Genomic DNA, 18,660 nt, shown 5'->3' with positions numbered 1-18,660 from the left:
AGCGCTCGGTCGGTCAGGCCCGCTTCAGCGTGAGATCGACGGTGGAGCCGCTGCTGCTGACCCGCACCCCTGCGGCCGCCTGCTCGACTTTCGCCCCTTTGGCCGCTTGCACGCTCCAGCCGGAGGGCAGTTGAAACAGGGCTTCGACGGGCAGATGTCCTTGCAGGCTGATTTGTACGCTGCGGTCGTTTTGCACGGCCCAGCGGGTGACGTCGGCATTGGCCTCGATCAGACGCGGGACAGTCGCGGCTGGGGGCTGGCCCGCGGCTTGGCTACGCAGCACGGCCCGTCCAGCCGTCGCGTGCAGATAACGCTGCTGTTCATGCTCGTTCCAGCCGACGAGGTTCTGGCAGTTGGCCAGTGCGGGCATGGCGGCGCTGACGGGCTGGGTCCACTGGCGCATTTCCGCCCCGCTGCGCAGACGCCAGCCACCGGCCAGCAGCCGGGCCACCGTGGCTTGCCGCCAGTCGTTCACGCTGCGGAAGTATTGGTGGCCGTAAATCGCATGCAACGGTTGTTTGAGCACCCATTGATAGACCGTATGCAGACTTTTCGCCCCTGCCGCCTTGGTCACGATGTAGGGGTGGTAATACAGGTCGATGGGCTTGATGCGGCGCGGCGAGTCGGTCATCTGATAGCTCTCGACCACGCGCTCGAAGCCGAAATAAGGCCCCTGCCAGTTATGCGTAAAAACCTCCTCGTTCGACTGCGCGGCATAGACCTGAAAATACTTGCCCTTGGGAATGCCCATGGGCCAGATGTTCGACAGGGTGGGGCTGGTCTTGCTGATGGGTGCGCCACCGCCGTTGATATTGCCCAGCCCGGTTTCATAGGCCATGGCCACGGCCTCATCGGGCGGATTGCAGTCGCCAGGCCAGAGAATCATGTTGCATTTCTTGCCGGGCGGGCAGAGCTTGTCGTCGATGAAGTCTGCGGCGCCGACCACATTGCTCTTGGTGCTGAAGGTGTAGTTGGGCAGCGGCAGGTAAAAACCGTAGGGATATTCCTTGCTCGGCTTGCCCAGACTGTGGGTCTTACTCGCCTCCACCCAGTTGAACGGATGCGACCAGGTGTGGCTGCCGACTTCCACCCAAGGCAGGGCGAACATGCGTTTGGCCCATTTCTGCGACTGGTCGGCCAGTTTGGGATACAGCCCTTCGTGACTGATTTCGCCGATGATCACCGAGCCCAGCGTGGGCACCCTGTATTTTTCGAGGAATTCGCTCACCAGCACTTCGCAGGCCAGCGGCGAGCCGGGTTGGTCGCAGGCGTTGGGCCAACCGTCGCCGTCGAAGTGCACGAAAAACGCCCGTCGCCCGGTGCGGGTGGTGATGTCGGGCATAGGGTCTGCGCCCACGCGCAGCGCCGCGCGGAAAAACTCGATCGGCTCGATTGACCAGCGCGTGCCGGTGTTGCCCGGAAGATTGAACACGCCAAACGCCCCTAGCGCGTACCCACCCCAGGAGGTGATGGCGGCGCCGTCCATGCTCCGGCCATCGCCGCCGGTGGCGCGCAGCCAGACCGGCACTGGCGGTCAGTTGCACCGTGTCTTGCGGGCTGATGAGTGGGATGACTTCGCCGTTGGGCGTGCCGGGTTGGCGCTGTACCTTGATCGGCGCGTTGAGTGGCTCCCCGATGTGCTCGCCGAGATCGTCGAGCACACCGAGATCGGCATACCCCAGCACGGCCACGGGCACACCTTCAGCCTTGGCGCGCTTGAGCAGAGTGCGGATGTCTCCGGGCACCTTGCCGTCATCGGGGTAGAGCACCACGGCGGCATAGCGGCCCGCCAGCGGTTCGGTGATGGCGGGCGCGCCGACATAGCGATATTCAGGAACCAGGCCGAGATATTCCAGCGGCATGGCCCCGTAGAGGTGCGCGCTCTGCGCCTGCAGCTCCGGGCTGTCGCCCTGTTCGCAGGAATGCAGCAGCAGCACGCGGCGCGGCACCAGTTCCACCGTGCCCACACCCAGGCTTTCCAGCGCGGGGTCGGCCACCCAGGGAATGAGCCCTTGCGCGGCGATTTGCTGCGCCGTCTGCCGGGCAGCAGCGCGGTCTTGCGGGGCGCAATAGTCGATGGCAATGCCCGGCAGCTTGAACCGGCTGCGCATGTCGCCAAAGCGGGCGAGCAGCCATTCGCGGTCGTCGGCCTTCACTTCGACATAGGTGGTTTCGGCTTGATTCCAGCCGCGATAGAGCGATTCGGCGGCCACGGCCAGAATGCTCGGCGCCAGGGTGGCATCGACCAGTTCGAAGCCGCGGTTGAGCATCAGGCGGATGCCCGGATAGGCGGCGACCAGGCCGCGCAGGGTTTCCGCCAGCGCCTTGGCTTGTTGCTGCTGCGCCTGCGGGCTCTTGGCCAGCAGTTGATAGGAGTCGAGGGTGTCGAGAAAAAAGGCGCGAAAGCCCGCGTCCCACAGTGGTTTGACGATGCGCTCGCGCAGGAATTGCGGCCAGCCGGCGGCGGTCTGGTCGATCACCTTCGAACCCCAGGCGGCGTTCGACGCGGGCAGCCAAGCCTTGGGCATGTCGGCGTAGTAGGGCCGATCCGCAGTGACTTCGCCCACCGAGACATAGGCCAGCGCCAGGGTGTCCGGCCCCAGCGTGGAGACCATTTTTGTATCTTGCGCCAGGGCATGCTGCGGTTCGAGCACCACCCAATCGAAGGCGCGCAGATCGTCCACCGGAATGCGGGCGCCGTAGTAAAAAGCGACTGCGGGCGGCGTAGTGTTGCCGCCCTGCAGGCAGTCGGGGCAATTTCCGCAAGTGCAGACGGCGTTCTGGGCCAGGGCATGGCCGGCAGTGGCGCCGAGCAAGCCCAAGCCCAACAGGCCTCTGCGGCCCAAAGGGTTGGCAAGCAGGCGGCTCTGCGCAAGAGATTGGAGAAATTGGCGGCGTTGCATGAGGAATTTCAGGGTGGACGACACACTTTCAAAGCGCGCCTTGAAGTGAACCGTTCTGTGATCTACACGGACTATGTCCGCAATTTTCCATGAGTTTTGGGAGCGCTTATAGGGTTTGCCTGGGGATTTGGGCTGGAACTGTGATTTTTTACGCTTACGGCATAGTTTGGAGGAGTTTTGATGGCGGCGTTCCCCATGCAGACGATGGGCTGGATCGATACCCACGCCCATCTCGATGCCGCCGAGTTTGGCGGACGGGCGCGGGAGGTGGCTGCTCATGCCCGGCAGGCGGGGGTGGTGGGCGGGGTGATTCCGGCCGTCGAGCGCAGCAATTTCGACACGGTGCGCGAGCTTGCGCAGACCTGTGGGTGGGCCTATGCCCTCGGCATCCACCCGCTCTACGTCGACCGGGCGCAAGAGGCCGATCTGGAGGTGCTGCGGCACAGCGTGGGCGAGGCGTTGGTCGATCCGCGTTTTGTCGGTCTGGGCGAGATCGGGCTGGATTTTTTCGTCCCCGGACTCGACCTCGAAAAACAGCAGCGTTTCTATCAGGCGCAGTTGCGTATCGCCCGCGACTTTGATTTGCCGGTGATTCTGCATGTGCGCAAATCGCAAGACGCCTTGCTCGCCGGACTGCGCCGCGCGGGCTTCGGGGCAGGACGGCCCGCAGGCATCGCCCATGCCTTCAACGGCAGCCTGCAGCAGGCGCAGGGCTTCATCAATCTGGGTTTTTCGCTGGGATTTGGCGGCACCATGACCTTCGAGCGCGCGCTCAACATCCGCCGTCTGGCGGCCGAGGTGCCCGAGACCGCGCCGGTGCTCGAAACCGATGCGCCCGATATTCCGCCGGTCTGGCTTTACCGTCCGCGCGAGGCGCGCGACGACGCGCCTCCGACCCCCAACTCGCCCGAACAGTTGCCCCGCATCGCGCAAACCCTGGCCATGCTGCGCGGTTGGTCGCCGGAACAAACGGCCCGGCAGACCACGGCCAATGCCCTGCGCGCCTTGCCGCGCTTAGGCGGTGCGTTGAACCTCGAGCTCGAATCTGGGGCTTGATTTTTGAAGTCTTGACCGTATCTGCCTGCAGGTTTTTTTCTTTTCTTTTTTTCGCACGCACCATGAGCACTGAACAAACTACTCCTGCCCCTGCCGCCGCGCATACCCACGCCTTTCAGGCTGAAGTGCGGCAACTGCTGCACCTCGTCACCCATTCGCTCTATTCCAACCGCGACATCTTTTTGCGTGAACTGATTTCCAACGCCTCCGACGCCTGCGACAAACTGCGCTTTCAGGCCATCGACGATGCCTCGTTGATGGAGGGCGATGCCGACCTGCGCATCCGCATCGCGGTGGACCCCGAGCAGCGCACCCTCACCATCAGCGACAACGGCATCGGCCTGAGCCTGGAAGAAGCGGTCGAGCATCTGGGCACCATCGCCAAGTCGGGCACGCGCGAGTTCATGCAGAAACTCGGCGACAAACAAAAGCCCGATGCGGCGCTGATCGGACAGTTCGGCGTGGGCTTCTACTCCGGCTTCATGGTGGCCGAGCGCATCACCGTCGAGTCGCGCCGGGCCGGCATGACGGAGGCCGAGGGCGTGCGCTGGGAGTCCGACGGCACGGGCGAGTTCACGGTGGAAACCATCACCCGCGCCAAGCGCGGCACCGATGTCATCCTGCACCTGCGCGCCGATGCGGAGGACACACCGCACGAGGACAAGATCGACAAATACCTGCGGGTGTGGACGCTCAAAGACCTCATCGGCAAATACTCCGACCATATCTCCCTGCCTATCGAAATGCGCAAGGAGAACTGGGACGCCGAGCAGAGCAAATACGTCGCCACTGACGAGTGGGAGCAGATCAACAGCGCTGCGGCGCTGTGGACGCGCAGCAAGTCCGAGATCACCGAAGAACAATATCTCGAGTTCTACAAACAACTCAGCGGCGACAGTCAGCCGCCGCTGCGCTGGACGCATAACCGCGTTGAAGGCCGCAGCGAATACACCCAGTTGCTCTACATCCCGGCCAAGGCGCCGATGGACTTGTGGGACCGGCAGCAGAAAGCCGGGGTCAAGCTGTATGTCAAGCGCGTATTCATCACCGATGACGCCGAAAGTCTGATGCCCACCTATCTGCGCTTCGTGCGCGGGGTGATCGACAGCGCCGATCTGCCGCTGAATGTGTCGCGTGAAATGCTGCAGGAAAGCCGCGATGTGCGCGCCATCCGTGAAGGTTCGGTCAAGCGTGTGCTGTCCATGCTGGAAGAGTTGGCAGGCAGCGAAGACCAGGCCGAGCGCGATAAATACGCCGCGTTCTGGGCCGAGTTCGGCGCGGTGCTCAAGGAAGGCTTCGGCGAAGATTTCAGCAACCGCGAGCGCCTGGCCAAGCTGTTGCGCGCGGCCTCCACGCACAGCGAGGATGATGCGCCGAGCGTGTCACTGGCCGACTATGTCGCGCGGATGAAAGAGGGTCAGAAGGCCATTTATTACATCACCGCCGAGACGCCGAAAATCGCCCGCTCCAGCCCGCAGCTCGAAATTTTCCGCAAGAAGGGCATCGAGGTGCTGCTGCTCACCGACCGGGTGGACGAATGGATGTTGGGCTTCCTCAATGAGTTCGACGGCAAGCCGCTGCAATCGGTAGCTCGTGGGGCCGTCGATCTCAGCGACATCAAGGGCGCAGAGGACAAGGCCGACGAGGCCAAGGACGACAAAGAGCCGTCTGCCGATCATCAGGCCCTGATCGAGCGCTTCAAGCAGGCTTTGGGCGAGCGGGTGAAAGAGGTGCGCATTTCCAAGCGGCTGGTCGATTCTCCGGCCTGTCTGGTCGCCGCCGACGATGGCATGAGCGCGCATCTGGCGCGCTTGCTCAAGCAGGCCGGGCGCGACGAAATACCCTCGACCCAACCGGTGCTGGAGATCAACCCGGCGCACGTGCTGGTCAAGCGCGTGGCGGCAGACGAGGCCCATGCCGACGATCTGGCTCAGGTGGTGTTCGATCAGGCCTTGCTGGCCGAAGGGGGCCAACTCGACGATCCGGCGGCTTATGTTCGCCGGGTCAACGCTTTGCTGGCGGGCTGAGCCGGGGTATCCCGGGCTGAACACTTCCCCCGGGCTGGCTGTGGCCCGACCGGGGGCTCTCAGCTTGGTTTCAGCTCACCCAGCTCACCACGCTGAGCATGGCCAGCAGCAGCATCCACAGCAGCACCGAGCGCCACACCAGCCCCACCACATTGCGTAAATGCGCGGGCTGGGGGATGGCGCCGGGCATCGTGGCTGCAAGGCCGCTCATGCCCAGATCGCCGTTCTCGCCTTCCTGGGTCCAGCCGGGCTCTGTCGGGGCGGCGGGCGTGGCAGCGGCTGTTGCTCCGAGCCGAATGCCTACCGCGCCCGCGGCAGAGGCCAGCATCACCCCGGTATTGCGGTTAGCCCAGAGCTGCGAATAGCCGCGCCAGACATCGACGGCATCCTCGAAATTGCCGACGATGGCATAGCCGCTGGCGGTCAGGCGGGCGGGCGCCCAGTCGAGCAGGTCGAAGGCTTTTTGCGAAAAGCTCTGCAGCGCAGGGCTGGCTTCGCTGTCGGTCTGATTCCATTTGCCCGCTACATAGTCGCTAAGGCGATACAGCACGGCGCCCGCCGGGCCGATGGGCAGAATGAACCAGAAGAACACGCCCAGCACATAGCGCTGCACCGACACCAAGGCATGTTCGATGGTTTGCTGGGTGACATCGCTAGCGCTCATGTCCACGGTATCGAGCGCTTTCCACTGTTTGAGCAGGCTGCGCGCGGTGGCGGCATCGTTGTGATTGAGCGCGTCTTGGATGTCCGTGAAGTAGTGGCTGAACTGGCGAAAACCGAGGGTGAAATACAGCACCGCCACATTCCACGCCAGGGCCAGCAGCAGGCTGTAGTGCAGCGCGACGAGATAAATCACCAGTGTGATCAAGGCGGGCAGCAACACGGCGATGAACCAGGCCGCGACGCCGTGATGCGGCCGTCCCGCATCGAAGTTGCGCGCGGCAATATCAGCCAGACTCTGGCGCAGCCGGTACACGGCGCTGCCGCGCCCCAGGGGTTTGAGTTGCTCGACAAGCAGGGCGATCAGAACGGAGAGAAAAGCCATGCATCTATCCTAAGGCAACCTCGAACAAGCCTTTTGCGCCTCGCAGCTTCGTTGGGCCGTGTCGTTGGGCTGTGCGAGAAGGGCTGGGCTTGGCCTTACGCAACCAGCAAGCGGTACAAATTGCGCAGCATGGCGGCCGTCGCGCCCCAGATGACGTAGCGCTGCCCGTTTGCGACATAGGGCATGACCAGAAAGCGGCGCCGCACGGCAACGGGGTTGGGCGCAACATCGTTGCCCGGCCTCCACTCCCGAAGCTCGTGATGCCGGGGGTTCATCAGGAAGGCCAGCGGTACTTCGAAGACCTCGCTGACCTCATCGGGTTGAGGCTGCAGGTTTTCAGCGGCGGGAATGAGCGCGACCACGGGGGTGACGGCGTAACGCGATGCGGTGCAATACAGCGGCAGCGTGCCGAGCACTTCGGCCCCCGCCGGGCGCAGGCCGATTTCCTCATGGGCCTCGCGCAGTGCGGTTGCGGCAGGATGAATGTCCTGGCGGTCGCAGCGCCCACCGGGGAAACTTATCTGGCCGGCATGTTCGTGCAGGTGGAGATTGCGGCGGGTGAGCAGCACCTGCAGGCCTTCGGCGCGCGGTACCAATGGAATGAGAACGGCGGCGCCTCGCAGCGCTTGGGAACTCAGGCGTAGTGAATCTTCAAACAGCTCCGGTGTCCACGCGGTGGGTGACGCAAAGCGGCGCCGCAGCCAATCCGGCTCAAGCCGCTCCGGGGCGACGGCGGGCAGACCGTCATCGCGGCCGATCAGATCAGCGTTTTCGGGGTCGATGGACGTGAGGCGAAGAGTGGACACGTTTGATGTAGCAAACAAAAAAGCCGACGTGCAGTGCAAGTCGGCTTCGGCGGTGATCCGGCAGGGCCGGTATGACCAGGGACAAACGCTGATTAGGCCTCTGCAGTTGCGTTTGCCTGAGCCGCGGCGGCAGACTTGAGCACCAGTTTTTCCTTGATGCGTGCAGACTTGCCGGAACGGCTGCGCAGGTAGTACAGCTTGGCGCGGCGCACATCACCACGACGTTTGACTTCGATCGACGCGATCTGCGGCGAATACAGCTGGAACGTACGCTCCACGCCTTCGCCTGCCGAGATTTTGCGCACGATGAAGCTGGAATTCAGCCCACGATTACGCTTGGCGATCACCACGCCCTCGTAGGCTTGGTTACGTTTGCGGTTGCCTTCAACCACCTTGACGGACACGATGACGGTGTCGCCCGGGTTGAACTGCGGAAAAGTTTTGCCAGCGCTGACGCGGGCGATTTCTTCCTGCTCCAGAGTTGCGATCAGATTCATTTCATGCTCTCCAATGATCTTGCCGTGCCGGTGTGGGTCAGTTGTGGTTGCCGCAGCCCTGATGATGCACTAAGAAGTGCAGTCAGCCTGGCGGCTAGGCAAGCAGAGGATCAAACCTGAAGAGTATACCCCAGAGCAGCCAGAAATCGCAGATCTTTCTGACTCAACTGGTTGGCAGCCTGCATCTGCGCGATCAGGTCGGGGCGCCGCTGCAAGGTCAGGCGCAAAGACTGTTCCCTGCGCCATTGAGCGATGCGGGCATGATCGCCGCTGAGCAGGGCTTCGGGCACGCCGTGGCCCTGATAGTGCTCGGGTCGCGTGTAATGCGGGCAGTCGAGCAGGCCGTTGGAAAAGCTGTCCTGCTGGGCTGAATCGGCACTGCCCAGCACGCCTGGCAGCAATCGGCAGACGGCATCGAGCAGCGCCAGGGCCGGAATCTCACCGCCCGAGAGCACGAAGTCGCCCAGGCTGATCTCCGCGTCCACCCGGCGGTCGATCAGGCGTTGATCCACACCTTCGTAGCGGGCGCAAAGCAAGGTCACGCCATCGGATTGGGCCAGGTTTTCCACGAGTCGCTGGTCGATGCGCCGTCCGGTTGGCGAAAACAGCCAAACCGGGGCTTGCGGATGAGATGCTAGACGCCGGTCGTCGGCGATGGCGTCTAGCGCTTGTTCCAGCGGCTCGGCCAGCATGACCATGCCGGGGCCGCCGCCGTAGGGACGGTCATCGATGGTTCGGTGCGCATCGGTGGTGAAATCGCGCGGGTTCCAGCATTGCAGTTGCAACTGTCCCGAGTCGAAGGCGCGGCGCGATACGCCGTGGTACTTCAGCGGCTCGAAATAGGCGGGAAACAGGCTGATGACATCAAAGCGCAGCATGGGGCAGGTCAGTCGTAACTGGCGTCCCACAGGGCGATGATGGTCTTCGCGGGCAGATCGACCGAGACGATGTAAGCCTCGACGAAGGGAATCAGCCGTTCGCGCGGTTTGGCGTCCGCGCTGGCCTGCGGAATCTGCACGCGCAAAACGGCGTGCGCGGCGCTTTCCATCAAGCCAATGACGCGGCCGAGATCGGCCCCTTCCGGGCTGCGTACCTCGCAGCCGATCAGGTCGGCCCAATAGAACTCGCCCTCGTCAGGCGGGGGAAAGTCGGCACGTCTCACGGCGATCTGACGCCCGCGCAGGGCTTCGGCGCCGCTACGGTCTTCCGGTCCTTCGAGCAGTGCGACCAGGGCGCTGCCGTGACGCCGAACCAGACGTACCGCAATTGGCGTGGGCTCGTTTTCAAAGCCTGGACGGCTGAGCCACCAGGTCTTGGATTTGAGCAAGGCGGTCGCTTGCGGGGCGTCCGGGGCGACCTTCACCCAGCCGCGCACGCCCCAGGCGTCGAGGATATGCCCCACGAGGTAAAGATCGTCTGGAATGGCCACGTTACAAGCCGATGCGCGAATGAAAAAGGCAAGTAAAAAGCGGGACGACTTTTCAGCCGACCCGCTGCAGGCAAAACCCGTCAGGCTGACCGATCAAGCAGACTTCTGCGCGGTTTTCACCAGGCGCTGCACGGTGGGGGAGACCTGTGCGCCCACGCTGGTCCAGTGGTTCAGACGCTCGGTCGCAATGTGCAGGGGCACTTCGGCGCCACGGGCAACCGGGTTGTAATAACCCAGGCGCTCGATGTAGCGACCATCACGACGGCTACGTGAATCGGTGGCGACGATGTGGTAGAAGGGGTGTGCCTTGGCACCGGCACGGGTCAGACGGATCACAACCATTTTGCTTCCTTGTCAAAAAAATGAGAGCCAACGAGGGGGTCGTGGGCCATGTGTTTGGGCATCGCTTGGGTCAAGCGCTGGCAACCAACCGCGTGGAACCAGGCTTTCTGGGTAGGTGCCTTGCAGCAAATACCGGTGTCGTAGGGCAGCCGTCCGTCGGACGAGTATTGCCTTCAAAAACTTGGGGCGCGGCGCTCGAATAAACTCGCCATTATAAACATGCCCATCTCCCATATTGCACTTCATGCCTGAATTCACCATTCGCGCCGCCGCTGCGGCAGATGTACCCGCTGTCACCGCCATTTATGGACACCATGTTCTGCATGGCACAGGCACCTTCGAAACCCTGGCGCCTGACGAGGCCGAGATGCTGCGCCGTCTGCAGGAAGTGCAGTCGCGCGCGCTGCCGTGGCTGGTCGCCGTGCGCGGCCAGGAGATCATCGGCTACGCCTATGCCAACTGGTTCCGGGCGCGCGAGGCTTTCCGGTTTACGGTCGAAGACTCCATCTACATTGCCCCGAACGGCTTGCGTCAAGGGGTTGGCGGCCAGTTGCTTGATGCCTTGATCGACACATGTACCCGGAGCGGGATGCGGCAGATGCTGGCTGTCATCGGAGATTCCGCAAACGCCGGTTCAATCGGTCTGCACCGGGCGCGTGGGTTCGAGGAACTGGGGCGCATGTCGGCAGTCGGCTGGAAATTTGATCGCTGGCTCGATGTCGTGTTCATGCAACGCGCGCTGGGTGCGGGCGCCGAAACCTCTCCGATTTGACGGCCCGCCATGACTGCTCAGACCGGATTCAAAAATAAATTCACCGCCGCTTTACTGGCTCTGCTGACCGGCGTGCTTGGCGGTCACCGCTTTTACCTGCGCGGCTTGCGAGATCCGTGGGCCTGGCTGCACGGCCCCTTGTTTCTGTTGGGTTTGCTTGGGGTTTGGCGCTTTGTCGCCCATCGTCAAGATGACCCGCTGACTTGGGCCTTGCTGGCGGTTTTTGTTGCCGTGGTGATCGCTGTGGTGGTGCAGACCCTGGTGATCGGCCTCACTCCGGACGCCAAATGGGATGCGCGCTGGAACGCGGCGGCTGACCGTCGCAGTCAGAACGGCTGGGGCCCGGTGCTGATCGTGATCTTTGCGCTGTTCATGAGCGTGGGTTCGCTCACCGGTGGGCTCGCCTATGTGCTGCAGCGATTTTTTGGCGGTAGTTGAGCGAGAGATCAGGGGCTCAAGTCACAGCAGCCCGAGTTTTTCGATCGCCTGACCTTCGGCGACGCGCTGTTCGGCCAGTTCGGCGACGCGCGTGCCGTCGATGCGGCCTTCCAGCCAGATTTCGGCCAGCGGGGCCAGTACGAAGGCGCGCTGTGCCATACGCGGATGGGGCAAGGTCAGACGTTCGCTTTGGCGTTGCAGACTGCCGTAGAGCAGAAGGTCGAGATCGAGGGTGCGCGGGGCGTTGATTTCGCCGCTAGGGCGCTGACGGCCGAGGTCGGATTCGATGCGCAGCAGGGCGTCGAGCAAGGCGTCGGGCGATAGGGCGGTGCGCACCAGAATGACGGCGTTCCAGTAATCGGGGCCGCTGGCGTGTTGCGGGGCGGTGCGGTAGAGGCTGGAGCGGGCGGCGACGCGCGTTAGCGGCAGGGTATCGATGGCTTGCACCGCAGCGCGCAGTGTGGCTGCGCCGTCGCCCAGATTGGCGCCAAGGGCGACGAACGCTTCGACGTCATCGGCGCAGGACATCGCGTTTCACTCGGAACTGTCGTTGCTGGCGCCGTCGGCAGGGTTCGCTTCAGACGGTTTTTTGCGCCGCCGCCTCCGCCGGGGTTTGCTGGCTGCGCTGGGCTGCGGCGCGGTGGCGAGCATGTCGGCACGGCCCCCGGCGTCGGCGAACTGGAACGCTTCCCACCATTGCACCAACTCCGGCTCGGCCTGGCCGCTGCGCGCGCGCAGGCTGAGAAAGTCGTAGGCAGCGCGAAACCGTGGGTGTTCGACCAGACTGTTGGCATAGCGCGGGGTGCGGCGTTCGAAGCGCGATTGCAGCGACCAGATTTCGCGCATGTCGGTGGCGATGCGCCGCTGGATGGCCAGTCGCTCGGCCTGCGCGGCCAGCACTTCGTCAGCGGCCTGATCGAGCGCCATGAGGGGGGCGATGCCTTCGGCCAGCAACGCGTTCCAGCGTTGCTCCACGTCATGCCAAAGCAGGCAGGCGAAGAGGAAGCTGGGGCTGGCGGTCTTGCCTTGGGCGATGCGCTCGTCGGTGTCTTGCAGCGCATTCGTGATGAAGCGCTCGCCCTCGGGTTTTTCCAGCACGGGATCGAGCAGCGGCAGCAGGCCGTGATGCAGGCCCAGGCGGCGGAGCTGTTGCAGCGAGGCGACCGCATGGCCGGTCTGCAGCAGCTTGATGGTCTCGTCGAACAGGCGAGCGGCCGGCACATTGGCGAGCAGATCGGCGCTGGGGCCGATGGGCGCGAGCGTGGCCGGGTCGATATCGAAGCCGAGTTTGGCGGCGAAGCGGGCGATGCGCAGCATGCGCACCGGGTCTTCGCGATAGCGGGCGGCGGGGTCGCCGATCATGCGCAGGCGCCGCTCTTTGAGGTCTTTCATGCCTCGGTGGTAGTCGACCACCACGTCGCGGATCGGGTCGTAATAGAGCGCGTTGATGGTGAAGTCGCGGCGCTCGGCATCGTCGTCGAGCGTGCCCCAGACGTTGTCGCGCAGCACGCGGCCGCTGCTGTCCACCGCCAGGGTCTTGTCGGCCAGGGCGCGGCGCGAGGTGCGCTCGTTGCCGTCCACAGACTCGGCGGCTTGCGCATCGTGCAGGGCGCGGTAGGTGGAGACCTCGATGATGTCGCGGCCATACATGACGTGCACGATGCGAAAGCGTCGGCCGATGATGAAAGCGCGCTTGAACAGCGGTTTGACCTGCTCGGGCGTGGCATTGGTGGCGACGTCGAAGTCTTTGGGCTTGAGGCCCAGCAGCAGATCGCGCACCGCGCCGCCGACGATGTAGGCCTCGAAACCCGCCTGCTGCAGGGTCTGCACGGTGTTGCGGGCGTTCTGCGAAAGGCGGCTGGCGTCGATCTGGTGCTGGGAGCGGGGCAGGTCGCGGCGTTGGCCACGGTTTTGCGGGTTGGTTTCGGTTTTGTTCGAGGTGAACAGGCGACTGATGAATTTGCGGATCATGTCAACAACTGAAGTGTGGGCCAGCCTTTTTCCTGGGCGACGGCGGCCAGCAAGGGGTCGGGATGGACGACCACGGGGTGGGTGGCGTGTTCGAGCAGGGGGCGATCATTGATGGAGTCGCTGTAGAACCAGATCTGGTCGAAGTCGTCCCAGCCCAGTCCTTGCGCGGCCAGCCATTGTTCGGTGCGAACGATCTTGCCTTCGCGGAACGAGGGAATGCCCACCCAGTTGCCGGTGTAGCGGCCCTGCGAGTCGCGTTCGAGTTCGACGCCGATGAGGTGCTCGACGCCGAAGGCGTCGGCGATGGGGCGGGTGACGAAGGTATTGGTTGCAGTCACGATGCAGCACAGATCGCCTGCGGCTTTGTGACGGTCGACCAGTTGCTGCGCGGCCGGTTGCATTTGCGGCTGCACGACGTCGCGCATGAAACCGGCATGCGCGGCGTGCAGTTCGTCGAGGTCGCGCCCGGCAATCGGCTGCAGGGCGAAACGCAGATAGGCGGCGAGATCGAGGGTGCCGGCCTTGTACTGCCGATAGAACGCCTCGTTTTGCTGGCGGTGTTGCTCGGCATCGACCCAGCCCAGCTCGGCAACGTACTGCCCGAAGGCGTGGTCGGAGTCGAAAGGAATCAGCGTGTAGTCGAGATCGAAGAGGGCGAGCTTGCGCATGGAGTGTGAAGGCTGGGTCTGTAGGGATCAGCCTGAAACGGATTCGGGCAGCGCCGCGTGCAGCAATTGCGGCTGTGCGGCCAGCAGCGATTTGAGCAGAGGCACGGTGGCCGGTCGCTGCGCGGCCAAAGCATAGCGGTCAAACGCGGCCATCAGCACACCCAGTTGCGACAGGTCGCGGCTGAGGTGGGTCAGCATGTAGTGCAGTAATTCGGGGCTGAGCGAGTAGCCGCGTTCGTGCGCCAGGCGCTGAAGCACGCGGGCGCGCACGGCGTCGTCGGGCGCTTGCAGGCGCAGCGCCAGCCCCCAGCTCAGGCGGGTGCGCAGGTCGGTGCGCAGGGGCAGCGCGGCTGGGGCGGCGTTGCCGCAGGTGAGAAAGGCGAGCTCGGCCGAGCGGGCGGCGTTGTACAGACCGAACAGCCAGTCCTGCTGCCAGTCGGAAAGCTGCTGCGCGTCGTCCACCGCCAGCAGGCCACCGGCTTGCTGGGCGAGCAGATCGGTGACATCGGGCCAGGCCGAGGCGGGGGTTTGCGGGGTGAGCAGCAGCGCCCAACGTCCCTGCTTTTGGAGTTCGCGGCAGGCGGCCCACAGCAGGTGGCTTTTGCCGCTGCCGGTCTCGCCCCAGAGATAGAGCGCACTGTGGCGGACCTGTTGCAGCAGATCATGCAGCGCGTGCAGCGCTAGCGCATTTTCGGGCTGAACGCCGGGATCGAAATTCTCGAAGCTGCGTTCATCCTGCCATTCCAGCGGCAGAATCTGCTGGCGCGTGGTTTGCAGCATGGGTCAGACGAACAGCGCGCTCTGCCGGTACCAGGCGAGCAGGCGGCGCACCACGACCAGCAGCACGGCGCCCGCGGGCAGGGCCAGCAAAATGCCCCAGAAGCCGAACAGGGTGCCGAAGGCCAGCAGAATGAAAATGACCAGCAGGGGATGCAGGCCAATGCTCTCGCCGACGAACTTCGGGGTGATGTACATGCTTTCGATCAACTGGCCGATGCCATACACGATGGCCACGGCAATCACGCCGTACCAGCTCAGAAATTGCAGCGCCCCGGCCAGCAGCGCCAGTAGCAGGCCCAGGCCGAAGCCTACGTAAGGGACGAATACCGCCAGCCCGGTGAAGATGCCCACGGGCAGGGCCAGATTGAACCCGGCAATCACCAAGGCGAGGGAGTAATAAAACGCCAGAATCAGCATGACCAGCAACTGTCCGCGCAGATACTGGCCGAGGATGACGTCGCAGTCGTGAAAAAAACTCAGCACGGCGTCGCGGTGTTTGGGGGGGATCAGACCGCGAATTCGCGCCAGCGTTGGCGTCCAGTCGAGCAGCAGATAAAAGGCCACGACCGGAATCAGCGTCAGATTGCCCAACAGGACCAGCAGACTTATGCCGCCAGTGCTGGCTGAGCGCAGCAGCAGCCCGGCCCAGTCTTCTCCGTGCGCGGACAGGTATTTGGACAGGGTCTGCTGCACGCTGGCGGTATCGAACTTCACATGAATGTCGAATCGCGCCAGCAGCGGGGTGCCCCAGTTGATGATTGTCTGGAGCAGCAGCGGGAATTTTTCGCGGATCAAGGGCACGATTTCCGTGACCACAGGCACCAGCAAGAGAAACAGGCCGACGAAAAGACCGATGGCCACGATGATCGCCACCGCAGCGCCGAGTGCGCGCGGAATGCGTCGCCGCTTGAGTCGCTCGACCAGCGGATGCAGCACGTAGGCCAGCGTCAGCCCGACGAGAAAGGGCATCAGGATGCTGCCGAGCAGCCAGATCAGCCAGAGCGCGACAAGGCCGATGACCAGCCAGATGAGGGCATTCTTGACGGGAGGGGCCAGGAGCATGGGGGCGGTTGGGGCGTCGGGGGGAAAGGCTTGCGCAACGGCGCCAGCGTCGGAGCGAAGCAGCAGGCGCGTGCGCGCACTCGATAAAATCTTCGCCTTGGCATTTTATGCGGGGCGGGTGCTGCGCTCCCGTTCCTCTTCCTCTGCTGCCCATCATGCAAAAAACTCCCCTGACTTATCGCGACGCCGGTGTGGACATCGACGCTGGAGATGCGCTGGTCGATGCGATCAAGCCCCTGGCCCGGCGCACGCTGCGCGACGGCGTGCTGGCGGGTATCGGCGGCTTCGGGGCGCTGTTCGAGGTGCCCAAGCGCTATCGCGAGCCGGTGCTGGTGTCGGGCACGGATGGCGTGGGCACCAAGCTCAAACTCGCGTTCGAGTGGAACCGACACGACACGGTGGGTATCGATCTGGTGGCGATGAGCGTCAACGATGTGCTGGTTCAAGGGGCCGAGCCGCTGTTCTTTCTCGACTATTTTGCCTGCGGCAAGCTGGCGGTGCAGACCGCCACGCAAGTAATCGGCGGTGTGGCGCAGGGGTGCGAGGAGGCCGGTTGTGCGCTCATCGGCGGCGAGACTGCGGAAATGCCTGGAATGTATCCGGCGGGCGAATATGACCTGGCGGGTTTTGCCGTGGGCGCGGTGGAGAAAAGCGGCATCATCGACGGCCGCAGCATCGCGGCGGGCGACCGGGTCATCGGCCTGGCGTCGAGCGGCGCGCATTCCAACGGCTATTCGCTGGTGCGCAAGATCATCGCTCGCAGCGGGCCAGGTGAGCTGCCGACAACGCTGGACGGACAGGATTTCCGCAGCGCGGTGATGGCGCCGACGCGCATTTACTGCAAACCGGTGCTGAAGGCGCTGCCGCAGCACACCATCAAGGGCATGGCCCATATCACCGGCGGGGGTTTGAGCGAAAACATTCCGCGCGTGCTGCCCGAAAATGTGCAATGCGTGCTCGACCCTTCCACTTGGGGCCAGACCGAGTTGTTTGCCTGGCTGCAACGCGAAGGTGGCGTGGATGACGCCGAAATGCGTCGCACCTTCAATTGCGGCGTGGGCTTCGTCCTGGTGGTGGCCGCGGCCGAGGCCGAGGCCGTACTCGCCACCCTGCGCGCCGAAGGGGAGACCGGCTGGATCATCGGGGAGATTCAGCCGCGTCCTCATGCCGATGCGCATCAGGTGCGCTACACCGGCTGAGCCCGGTTTTACTGAAACGCCACTTCGTCGAAGCTGCGCAGCTTGCGGCTGTGCAGACGCCCCATGGTTTGCTGACGCAGTCGCGCGATGGCGCGCAGGCCGATGCGCAGATGCTGCTCGACTTGCTGGCGATAAAACTGGTCGGCCATACCCGGAAGCTTGAGCTCGCCATGCAGCGGCTTGTCGCTCACACACAGCAAGGTGCCGTAGGGCACGCGGAAGCGAAAACCGTTGGCGGCCACCGTGGCGCTTTCCATGTCGAGCGCAATCGCCCGGCTCTGGCTGAAGCGCCGATCGGGGCCGGGGTAGGGCAGTAGTTCCCAGTTGCGGTTGTCGGTGCTGGCCACCGTCCCGGTGCGCAGCACGCGCTTGAGTTCGTAGCCGTGCAACTGGGTGATGTCGGCCACGGCGCCTTCGAGCGCCTGCTGCACCTCGGCCAGCGGCGGAATGGGCACCCACAGCGGCAGTTCCTCGTCGAGCACGTGGTCTTCGCGCACATAGCCATGCGCCAGCACGTAGTCGCCCAGGCGCTGCGAGTTGCGCAGTCCGGCGCAGTGGCCGAGCATGATCCAGGCGTGCGGCCGCAGCACGGCGATGTGGTCGGTGATGTTTTTCGCATTGGCCGGGCCGACGCCGATATTGACCAGGGTGATGCCGCCGTGACCCGGCAGGATGAGGTGATACGCCGGCATCTGCGGCAGTCGGGTGGAGGCCTGTCCCTCGGTTCGCGCCGCGCCCTGGGCGGTGGCCCGGTGGGTGATGACGTTGCCGGGTTCGACGAAGGCGGTGTAGGGCGCGTCGTCGTCGGTCGCAGACGCGGCGGGCTGGTTCATCAGAGCATGCGCCATGCGCACGAACTCATCGACGTAGAACTGGTAGTTGGTGAACAGCACGAAGTTCTGGAAGTGTTCGGGCGCGGTGCCGGTGTAGTGCTGCAGGCGGTGCAGCGAGTAGTCGATGCGCGGAGCGGTAAACAAGGCCAGCGGCATGGGCTGGTCGTTTGGCGTGTCGTGGGTGCCGTTGGCAATGCCGTCGTCCATCGCGGCCAGATCGGGCAGATCGAAAATATCGCGCAGTTGCTGGCGCTGCTCGACGCTGAGATGGCCTTCGACATGCGCCTGACCCGCAAAGCTGAAATGCAGCGGAACTGGCTGTTCACCCACCCCGATTTCCAGCGCAACGCCGTGGTTGGTCAGCAGCAACTGGAACTGGGCGAGCAGATAGTCGGCGAACAGATCCGGCCGGGTGAGGGTGGTTTCGTAAACGCCGGGAGCGGCAACAAACCCGTAAGCCAGACGAGAGTCGGGGTGCGCGACGCTGTCGATGCGCACCCGCACCACCGGATAGCAAGCCCGCACGCGGCCGGGCGGCAGCGTGCCCGCGATGAACTCGGCCAGCTTGTCGCGCAGATGGGTGACGGCGGCGGTATAGAGGGCCTGCACCTGATCGAGCGCGGTTTGCGCATCGGTGAAGACGGCGCTGGCGGTCGGGGCGGGGCAATGCAGGGCGTGAGGGCGGTGCGACATGTTGCGGGCTGATGGCGAGAGGTGGCGGAACGATGGCCAGTATTGTCTACCCGGAGTTTTTCACATCACCACACAACGCTGCACGGCAAGCACCCAAGAATGCAATATGCTTGCTCGGTTGCCCCTATCTTCCCTGTTT

Annotated in this window: 19 protein-coding genes; 5 read left to right on the top strand and 14 right to left on the bottom strand. The window is 64.0% G+C overall.

Annotated features, from left to right (window positions below; all coding sequences use genetic code 11):
• Positions 1 to 13 precede the first annotated feature (13 nt).
• Positions 14 to 1,108, bottom strand: a complete 1,095-nt coding sequence (locus B7X30_RS01960) for a polysaccharide deacetylase family protein (RefSeq protein ID WP_286728770.1) — start codon at positions 1,106 to 1,108, stop codon at positions 14 to 16.
• On the bottom strand, positions 1,035 to 2,903 hold the full coding sequence (locus B7X30_RS01955; protein WP_286728768.1) for an endo alpha-1,4 polygalactosaminidase: 1,869 nt from the start codon (positions 2,901 to 2,903) through the stop codon (positions 1,035 to 1,037). Before B7X30_RS01955 ends, B7X30_RS01960 begins: the two co-directional genes overlap by 74 nt.
• Positions 2,904 to 3,083: 180 nt before the next feature.
• Here B7X30_RS01955 and B7X30_RS01950 point away from each other — a divergent pair, with 180 nt between their 5' ends.
• Together B7X30_RS01950 and htpG are read left to right on the top strand one after the other, a co-directional pair.
• Positions 3,084 to 3,959, top strand: coding sequence for a TatD family hydrolase (locus tag B7X30_RS01950; RefSeq protein ID WP_013122718.1), 876 nt, complete (start codon positions 3,084 to 3,086; stop codon positions 3,957 to 3,959).
• 62 nt (positions 3,960 to 4,021) lie between these two features.
• A complete protein-coding gene (gene htpG, locus B7X30_RS01945; protein WP_286728767.1) occupies positions 4,022 to 5,986 on the top strand; it encodes a molecular chaperone HtpG in 1,965 nt (654 codons plus the stop codon).
• A 70-nt stretch (positions 5,987 to 6,056) separates the two neighbouring features.
• On the opposite strand, the gene B7X30_RS01940 is transcribed toward htpG, so the two are convergent.
• The 6 genes from B7X30_RS01940 to rpsP all read right to left on the bottom strand — a co-directional run bounded on the left by B7X30_RS01940 (position 6,057) and on the right by rpsP (position 10,105).
• Positions 6,057 to 7,031, bottom strand: a complete 975-nt coding sequence (locus B7X30_RS01940; protein ID WP_286728766.1) for a CobD/CbiB family protein — start codon at positions 7,029 to 7,031, stop codon at positions 6,057 to 6,059.
• A 95-nt stretch (positions 7,032 to 7,126) separates the two neighbouring features.
• The gene (locus tag B7X30_RS01935; protein ID WP_286728765.1) at positions 7,127 to 7,837 is read right to left on the bottom strand and encodes a CoA pyrophosphatase; all 711 of its coding nucleotides are present in this window, start codon (positions 7,835 to 7,837) and stop codon (positions 7,127 to 7,129) included.
• A gap of 92 nt (positions 7,838 to 7,929) precedes the next feature.
• Positions 7,930 to 8,334 (bottom strand): 50S ribosomal protein L19, encoded by a 405-nt coding sequence (rplS, locus tag B7X30_RS01930; protein ID WP_013105313.1) that lies wholly within the window; start codon positions 8,332 to 8,334, stop codon positions 7,930 to 7,932.
• A 110-nt stretch (positions 8,335 to 8,444) separates the two neighbouring features.
• Positions 8,445 to 9,212 (bottom strand): tRNA (guanosine(37)-N1)-methyltransferase TrmD, encoded by a 768-nt coding sequence (gene trmD / locus B7X30_RS01925; RefSeq protein ID WP_286728764.1) that lies wholly within the window; start codon positions 9,210 to 9,212, stop codon positions 8,445 to 8,447.
• An 8-nt stretch (positions 9,213 to 9,220) separates the two neighbouring features.
• A complete protein-coding gene (gene rimM / locus B7X30_RS01920; RefSeq protein ID WP_013122724.1) occupies positions 9,221 to 9,763 on the bottom strand; it encodes a ribosome maturation factor RimM in 543 nt (180 codons plus the stop codon).
• A gap of 93 nt (positions 9,764 to 9,856) precedes the next feature.
• Positions 9,857 to 10,105, bottom strand: coding sequence for a 30S ribosomal protein S16 (gene rpsP / locus B7X30_RS01915; RefSeq protein WP_013105316.1), 249 nt, complete (start codon positions 10,103 to 10,105; stop codon positions 9,857 to 9,859).
• A gap of 244 nt (positions 10,106 to 10,349) precedes the next feature.
• Here rpsP and B7X30_RS01910 point away from each other — a divergent pair, with 244 nt between their 5' ends.
• Both B7X30_RS01910 and B7X30_RS01905 read left to right on the top strand, forming a co-directional pair.
• Positions 10,350 to 10,877 (top strand): GNAT family N-acetyltransferase, encoded by a 528-nt coding sequence (locus B7X30_RS01910; RefSeq protein WP_286728763.1) that lies wholly within the window; start codon positions 10,350 to 10,352, stop codon positions 10,875 to 10,877.
• A gap of 9 nt (positions 10,878 to 10,886) precedes the next feature.
• Positions 10,887 to 11,315, top strand: a complete 429-nt coding sequence (locus tag B7X30_RS01905; protein WP_276727304.1) for a TM2 domain-containing protein — start codon at positions 10,887 to 10,889, stop codon at positions 11,313 to 11,315.
• Positions 11,316 to 11,336: 21 nt separating this feature from the next.
• Here the strand turns inward: B7X30_RS01905 and folK are convergent, their stop codons facing one another.
• The 5 genes from folK to B7X30_RS01880 are packed head-to-tail and all read right to left on the bottom strand — an operon-like array spanning position 11,337 to position 15,796.
• Positions 11,337 to 11,843, bottom strand: coding sequence for a 2-amino-4-hydroxy-6-hydroxymethyldihydropteridine diphosphokinase (gene folK / locus B7X30_RS01900; protein ID WP_286728762.1), 507 nt, complete (start codon positions 11,841 to 11,843; stop codon positions 11,337 to 11,339).
• Positions 11,844 to 11,849: 6 nt separating this feature from the next.
• On the bottom strand, positions 11,850 to 13,286 hold the full coding sequence (gene pcnB, locus B7X30_RS01895; RefSeq protein WP_286728761.1) for a polynucleotide adenylyltransferase PcnB: 1,437 nt from the start codon (positions 13,284 to 13,286) through the stop codon (positions 11,850 to 11,852).
• Complete coding sequence (locus tag B7X30_RS01890; protein ID WP_286728760.1) at positions 13,283 to 13,954, bottom strand: histidinol-phosphatase; 672 nt, start codon at positions 13,952 to 13,954, stop codon at positions 13,283 to 13,285. Before B7X30_RS01890 ends, pcnB begins: the two co-directional genes overlap by 4 nt.
• 27 nt (positions 13,955 to 13,981) lie before the next feature.
• Positions 13,982 to 14,734 (bottom strand): DnaA regulatory inactivator Hda, encoded by a 753-nt coding sequence (gene hda / locus B7X30_RS01885; RefSeq protein ID WP_286728759.1) that lies wholly within the window; start codon positions 14,732 to 14,734, stop codon positions 13,982 to 13,984.
• Positions 14,735 to 14,737: 3 nt separating this feature from the next.
• Entirely contained in the window at positions 14,738 to 15,796 is a 1,059-nt protein-coding gene (locus tag B7X30_RS01880) for an AI-2E family transporter (protein WP_286728758.1), read from the bottom strand.
• A gap of 155 nt (positions 15,797 to 15,951) precedes the next feature.
• Between B7X30_RS01880 and purM the strand changes: the two genes are divergently transcribed.
• Positions 15,952 to 16,995, top strand: coding sequence for a phosphoribosylformylglycinamidine cyclo-ligase (gene purM / locus B7X30_RS01875; RefSeq protein ID WP_286728757.1), 1,044 nt, complete (start codon positions 15,952 to 15,954; stop codon positions 16,993 to 16,995).
• 8 nt (positions 16,996 to 17,003) lie between these two features.
• Here the strand turns inward: purM and B7X30_RS01870 are convergent, their stop codons facing one another.
• A complete protein-coding gene (locus tag B7X30_RS01870) occupies positions 17,004 to 18,521 on the bottom strand; it encodes an AMP nucleosidase (RefSeq protein ID WP_286728756.1) in 1,518 nt (505 codons plus the stop codon).
• Positions 18,522 to 18,660: the final 139 nt, after the last annotated feature.

It is taken from the genome of Thiomonas sp. 13-64-67 (assembly GCF_002282795.1).
GTDB classification, from domain to species: domain Bacteria; phylum Pseudomonadota; class Gammaproteobacteria; order Burkholderiales; family Burkholderiaceae_C; genus Thiomonas; species Thiomonas arsenitoxydans.
This window is presented reverse-complemented; position numbering and strand designations above follow the sequence as displayed.

Bases quoted from the DNA above. Each gene is read 5' to 3' on its own strand.
- B7X30_RS01960 (WP_286728770.1), bottom strand. From the start codon at position 1,108: ATGTTCGCCCTGCCTTGGGTGGAAGTCGGCAGCCACACCTGGTCGCAT.
- B7X30_RS01955 (WP_286728768.1), bottom strand. From the start codon at position 2,903: ATGCAACGCCGCCAATTTCTCCAATCTCTTGCGCAGAGCCGCCTGCTT.
- B7X30_RS01950 (WP_013122718.1), top strand. From the start codon at position 3,084: ATGGCGGCGTTCCCCATGCAGACGATGGGCTGGATCGATACCCACGCC.
- htpG (WP_286728767.1), top strand. From the start codon at position 4,022: ATGAGCACTGAACAAACTACTCCTGCCCCTGCCGCCGCGCATACCCAC.
- B7X30_RS01940 (WP_286728766.1), bottom strand. From the start codon at position 7,031: ATGGCTTTTCTCTCCGTTCTGATCGCCCTGCTTGTCGAGCAACTCAAA.
- rplS (WP_013105313.1), bottom strand. From the start codon at position 8,334: ATGAATCTGATCGCAACTCTGGAGCAGGAAGAAATCGCCCGCGTCAGC.
- trmD (WP_286728764.1), bottom strand. From the start codon at position 9,212: ATGCTGCGCTTTGATGTCATCAGCCTGTTTCCCGCCTATTTCGAGCCG.
- rpsP (WP_013105316.1), bottom strand. From the start codon at position 10,105: ATGGTTGTGATCCGTCTGACCCGTGCCGGTGCCAAGGCACACCCCTTC.
- B7X30_RS01910 (WP_286728763.1), top strand. From the start codon at position 10,350: ATGCCTGAATTCACCATTCGCGCCGCCGCTGCGGCAGATGTACCCGCT.
- B7X30_RS01905 (WP_276727304.1), top strand. From the start codon at position 10,887: ATGACTGCTCAGACCGGATTCAAAAATAAATTCACCGCCGCTTTACTG.
- folK (WP_286728762.1), bottom strand. From the start codon at position 11,843: ATGTCCTGCGCCGATGACGTCGAAGCGTTCGTCGCCCTTGGCGCCAAT.
- pcnB (WP_286728761.1), bottom strand. From the start codon at position 13,286: ATGATCCGCAAATTCATCAGTCGCCTGTTCACCTCGAACAAAACCGAA.
- B7X30_RS01890 (WP_286728760.1), bottom strand. From the start codon at position 13,954: ATGCGCAAGCTCGCCCTCTTCGATCTCGACTACACGCTGATTCCTTTC.
- hda (WP_286728759.1), bottom strand. From the start codon at position 14,734: ATGCTGCAAACCACGCGCCAGCAGATTCTGCCGCTGGAATGGCAGGAT.
- B7X30_RS01880 (WP_286728758.1), bottom strand. From the start codon at position 15,796: ATGCTCCTGGCCCCTCCCGTCAAGAATGCCCTCATCTGGCTGGTCATC.
- purM (WP_286728757.1), top strand. From the start codon at position 15,952: ATGCAAAAAACTCCCCTGACTTATCGCGACGCCGGTGTGGACATCGAC.
- B7X30_RS01870 (WP_286728756.1), bottom strand. From the start codon at position 18,521: ATGTCGCACCGCCCTCACGCCCTGCATTGCCCCGCCCCGACCGCCAGC.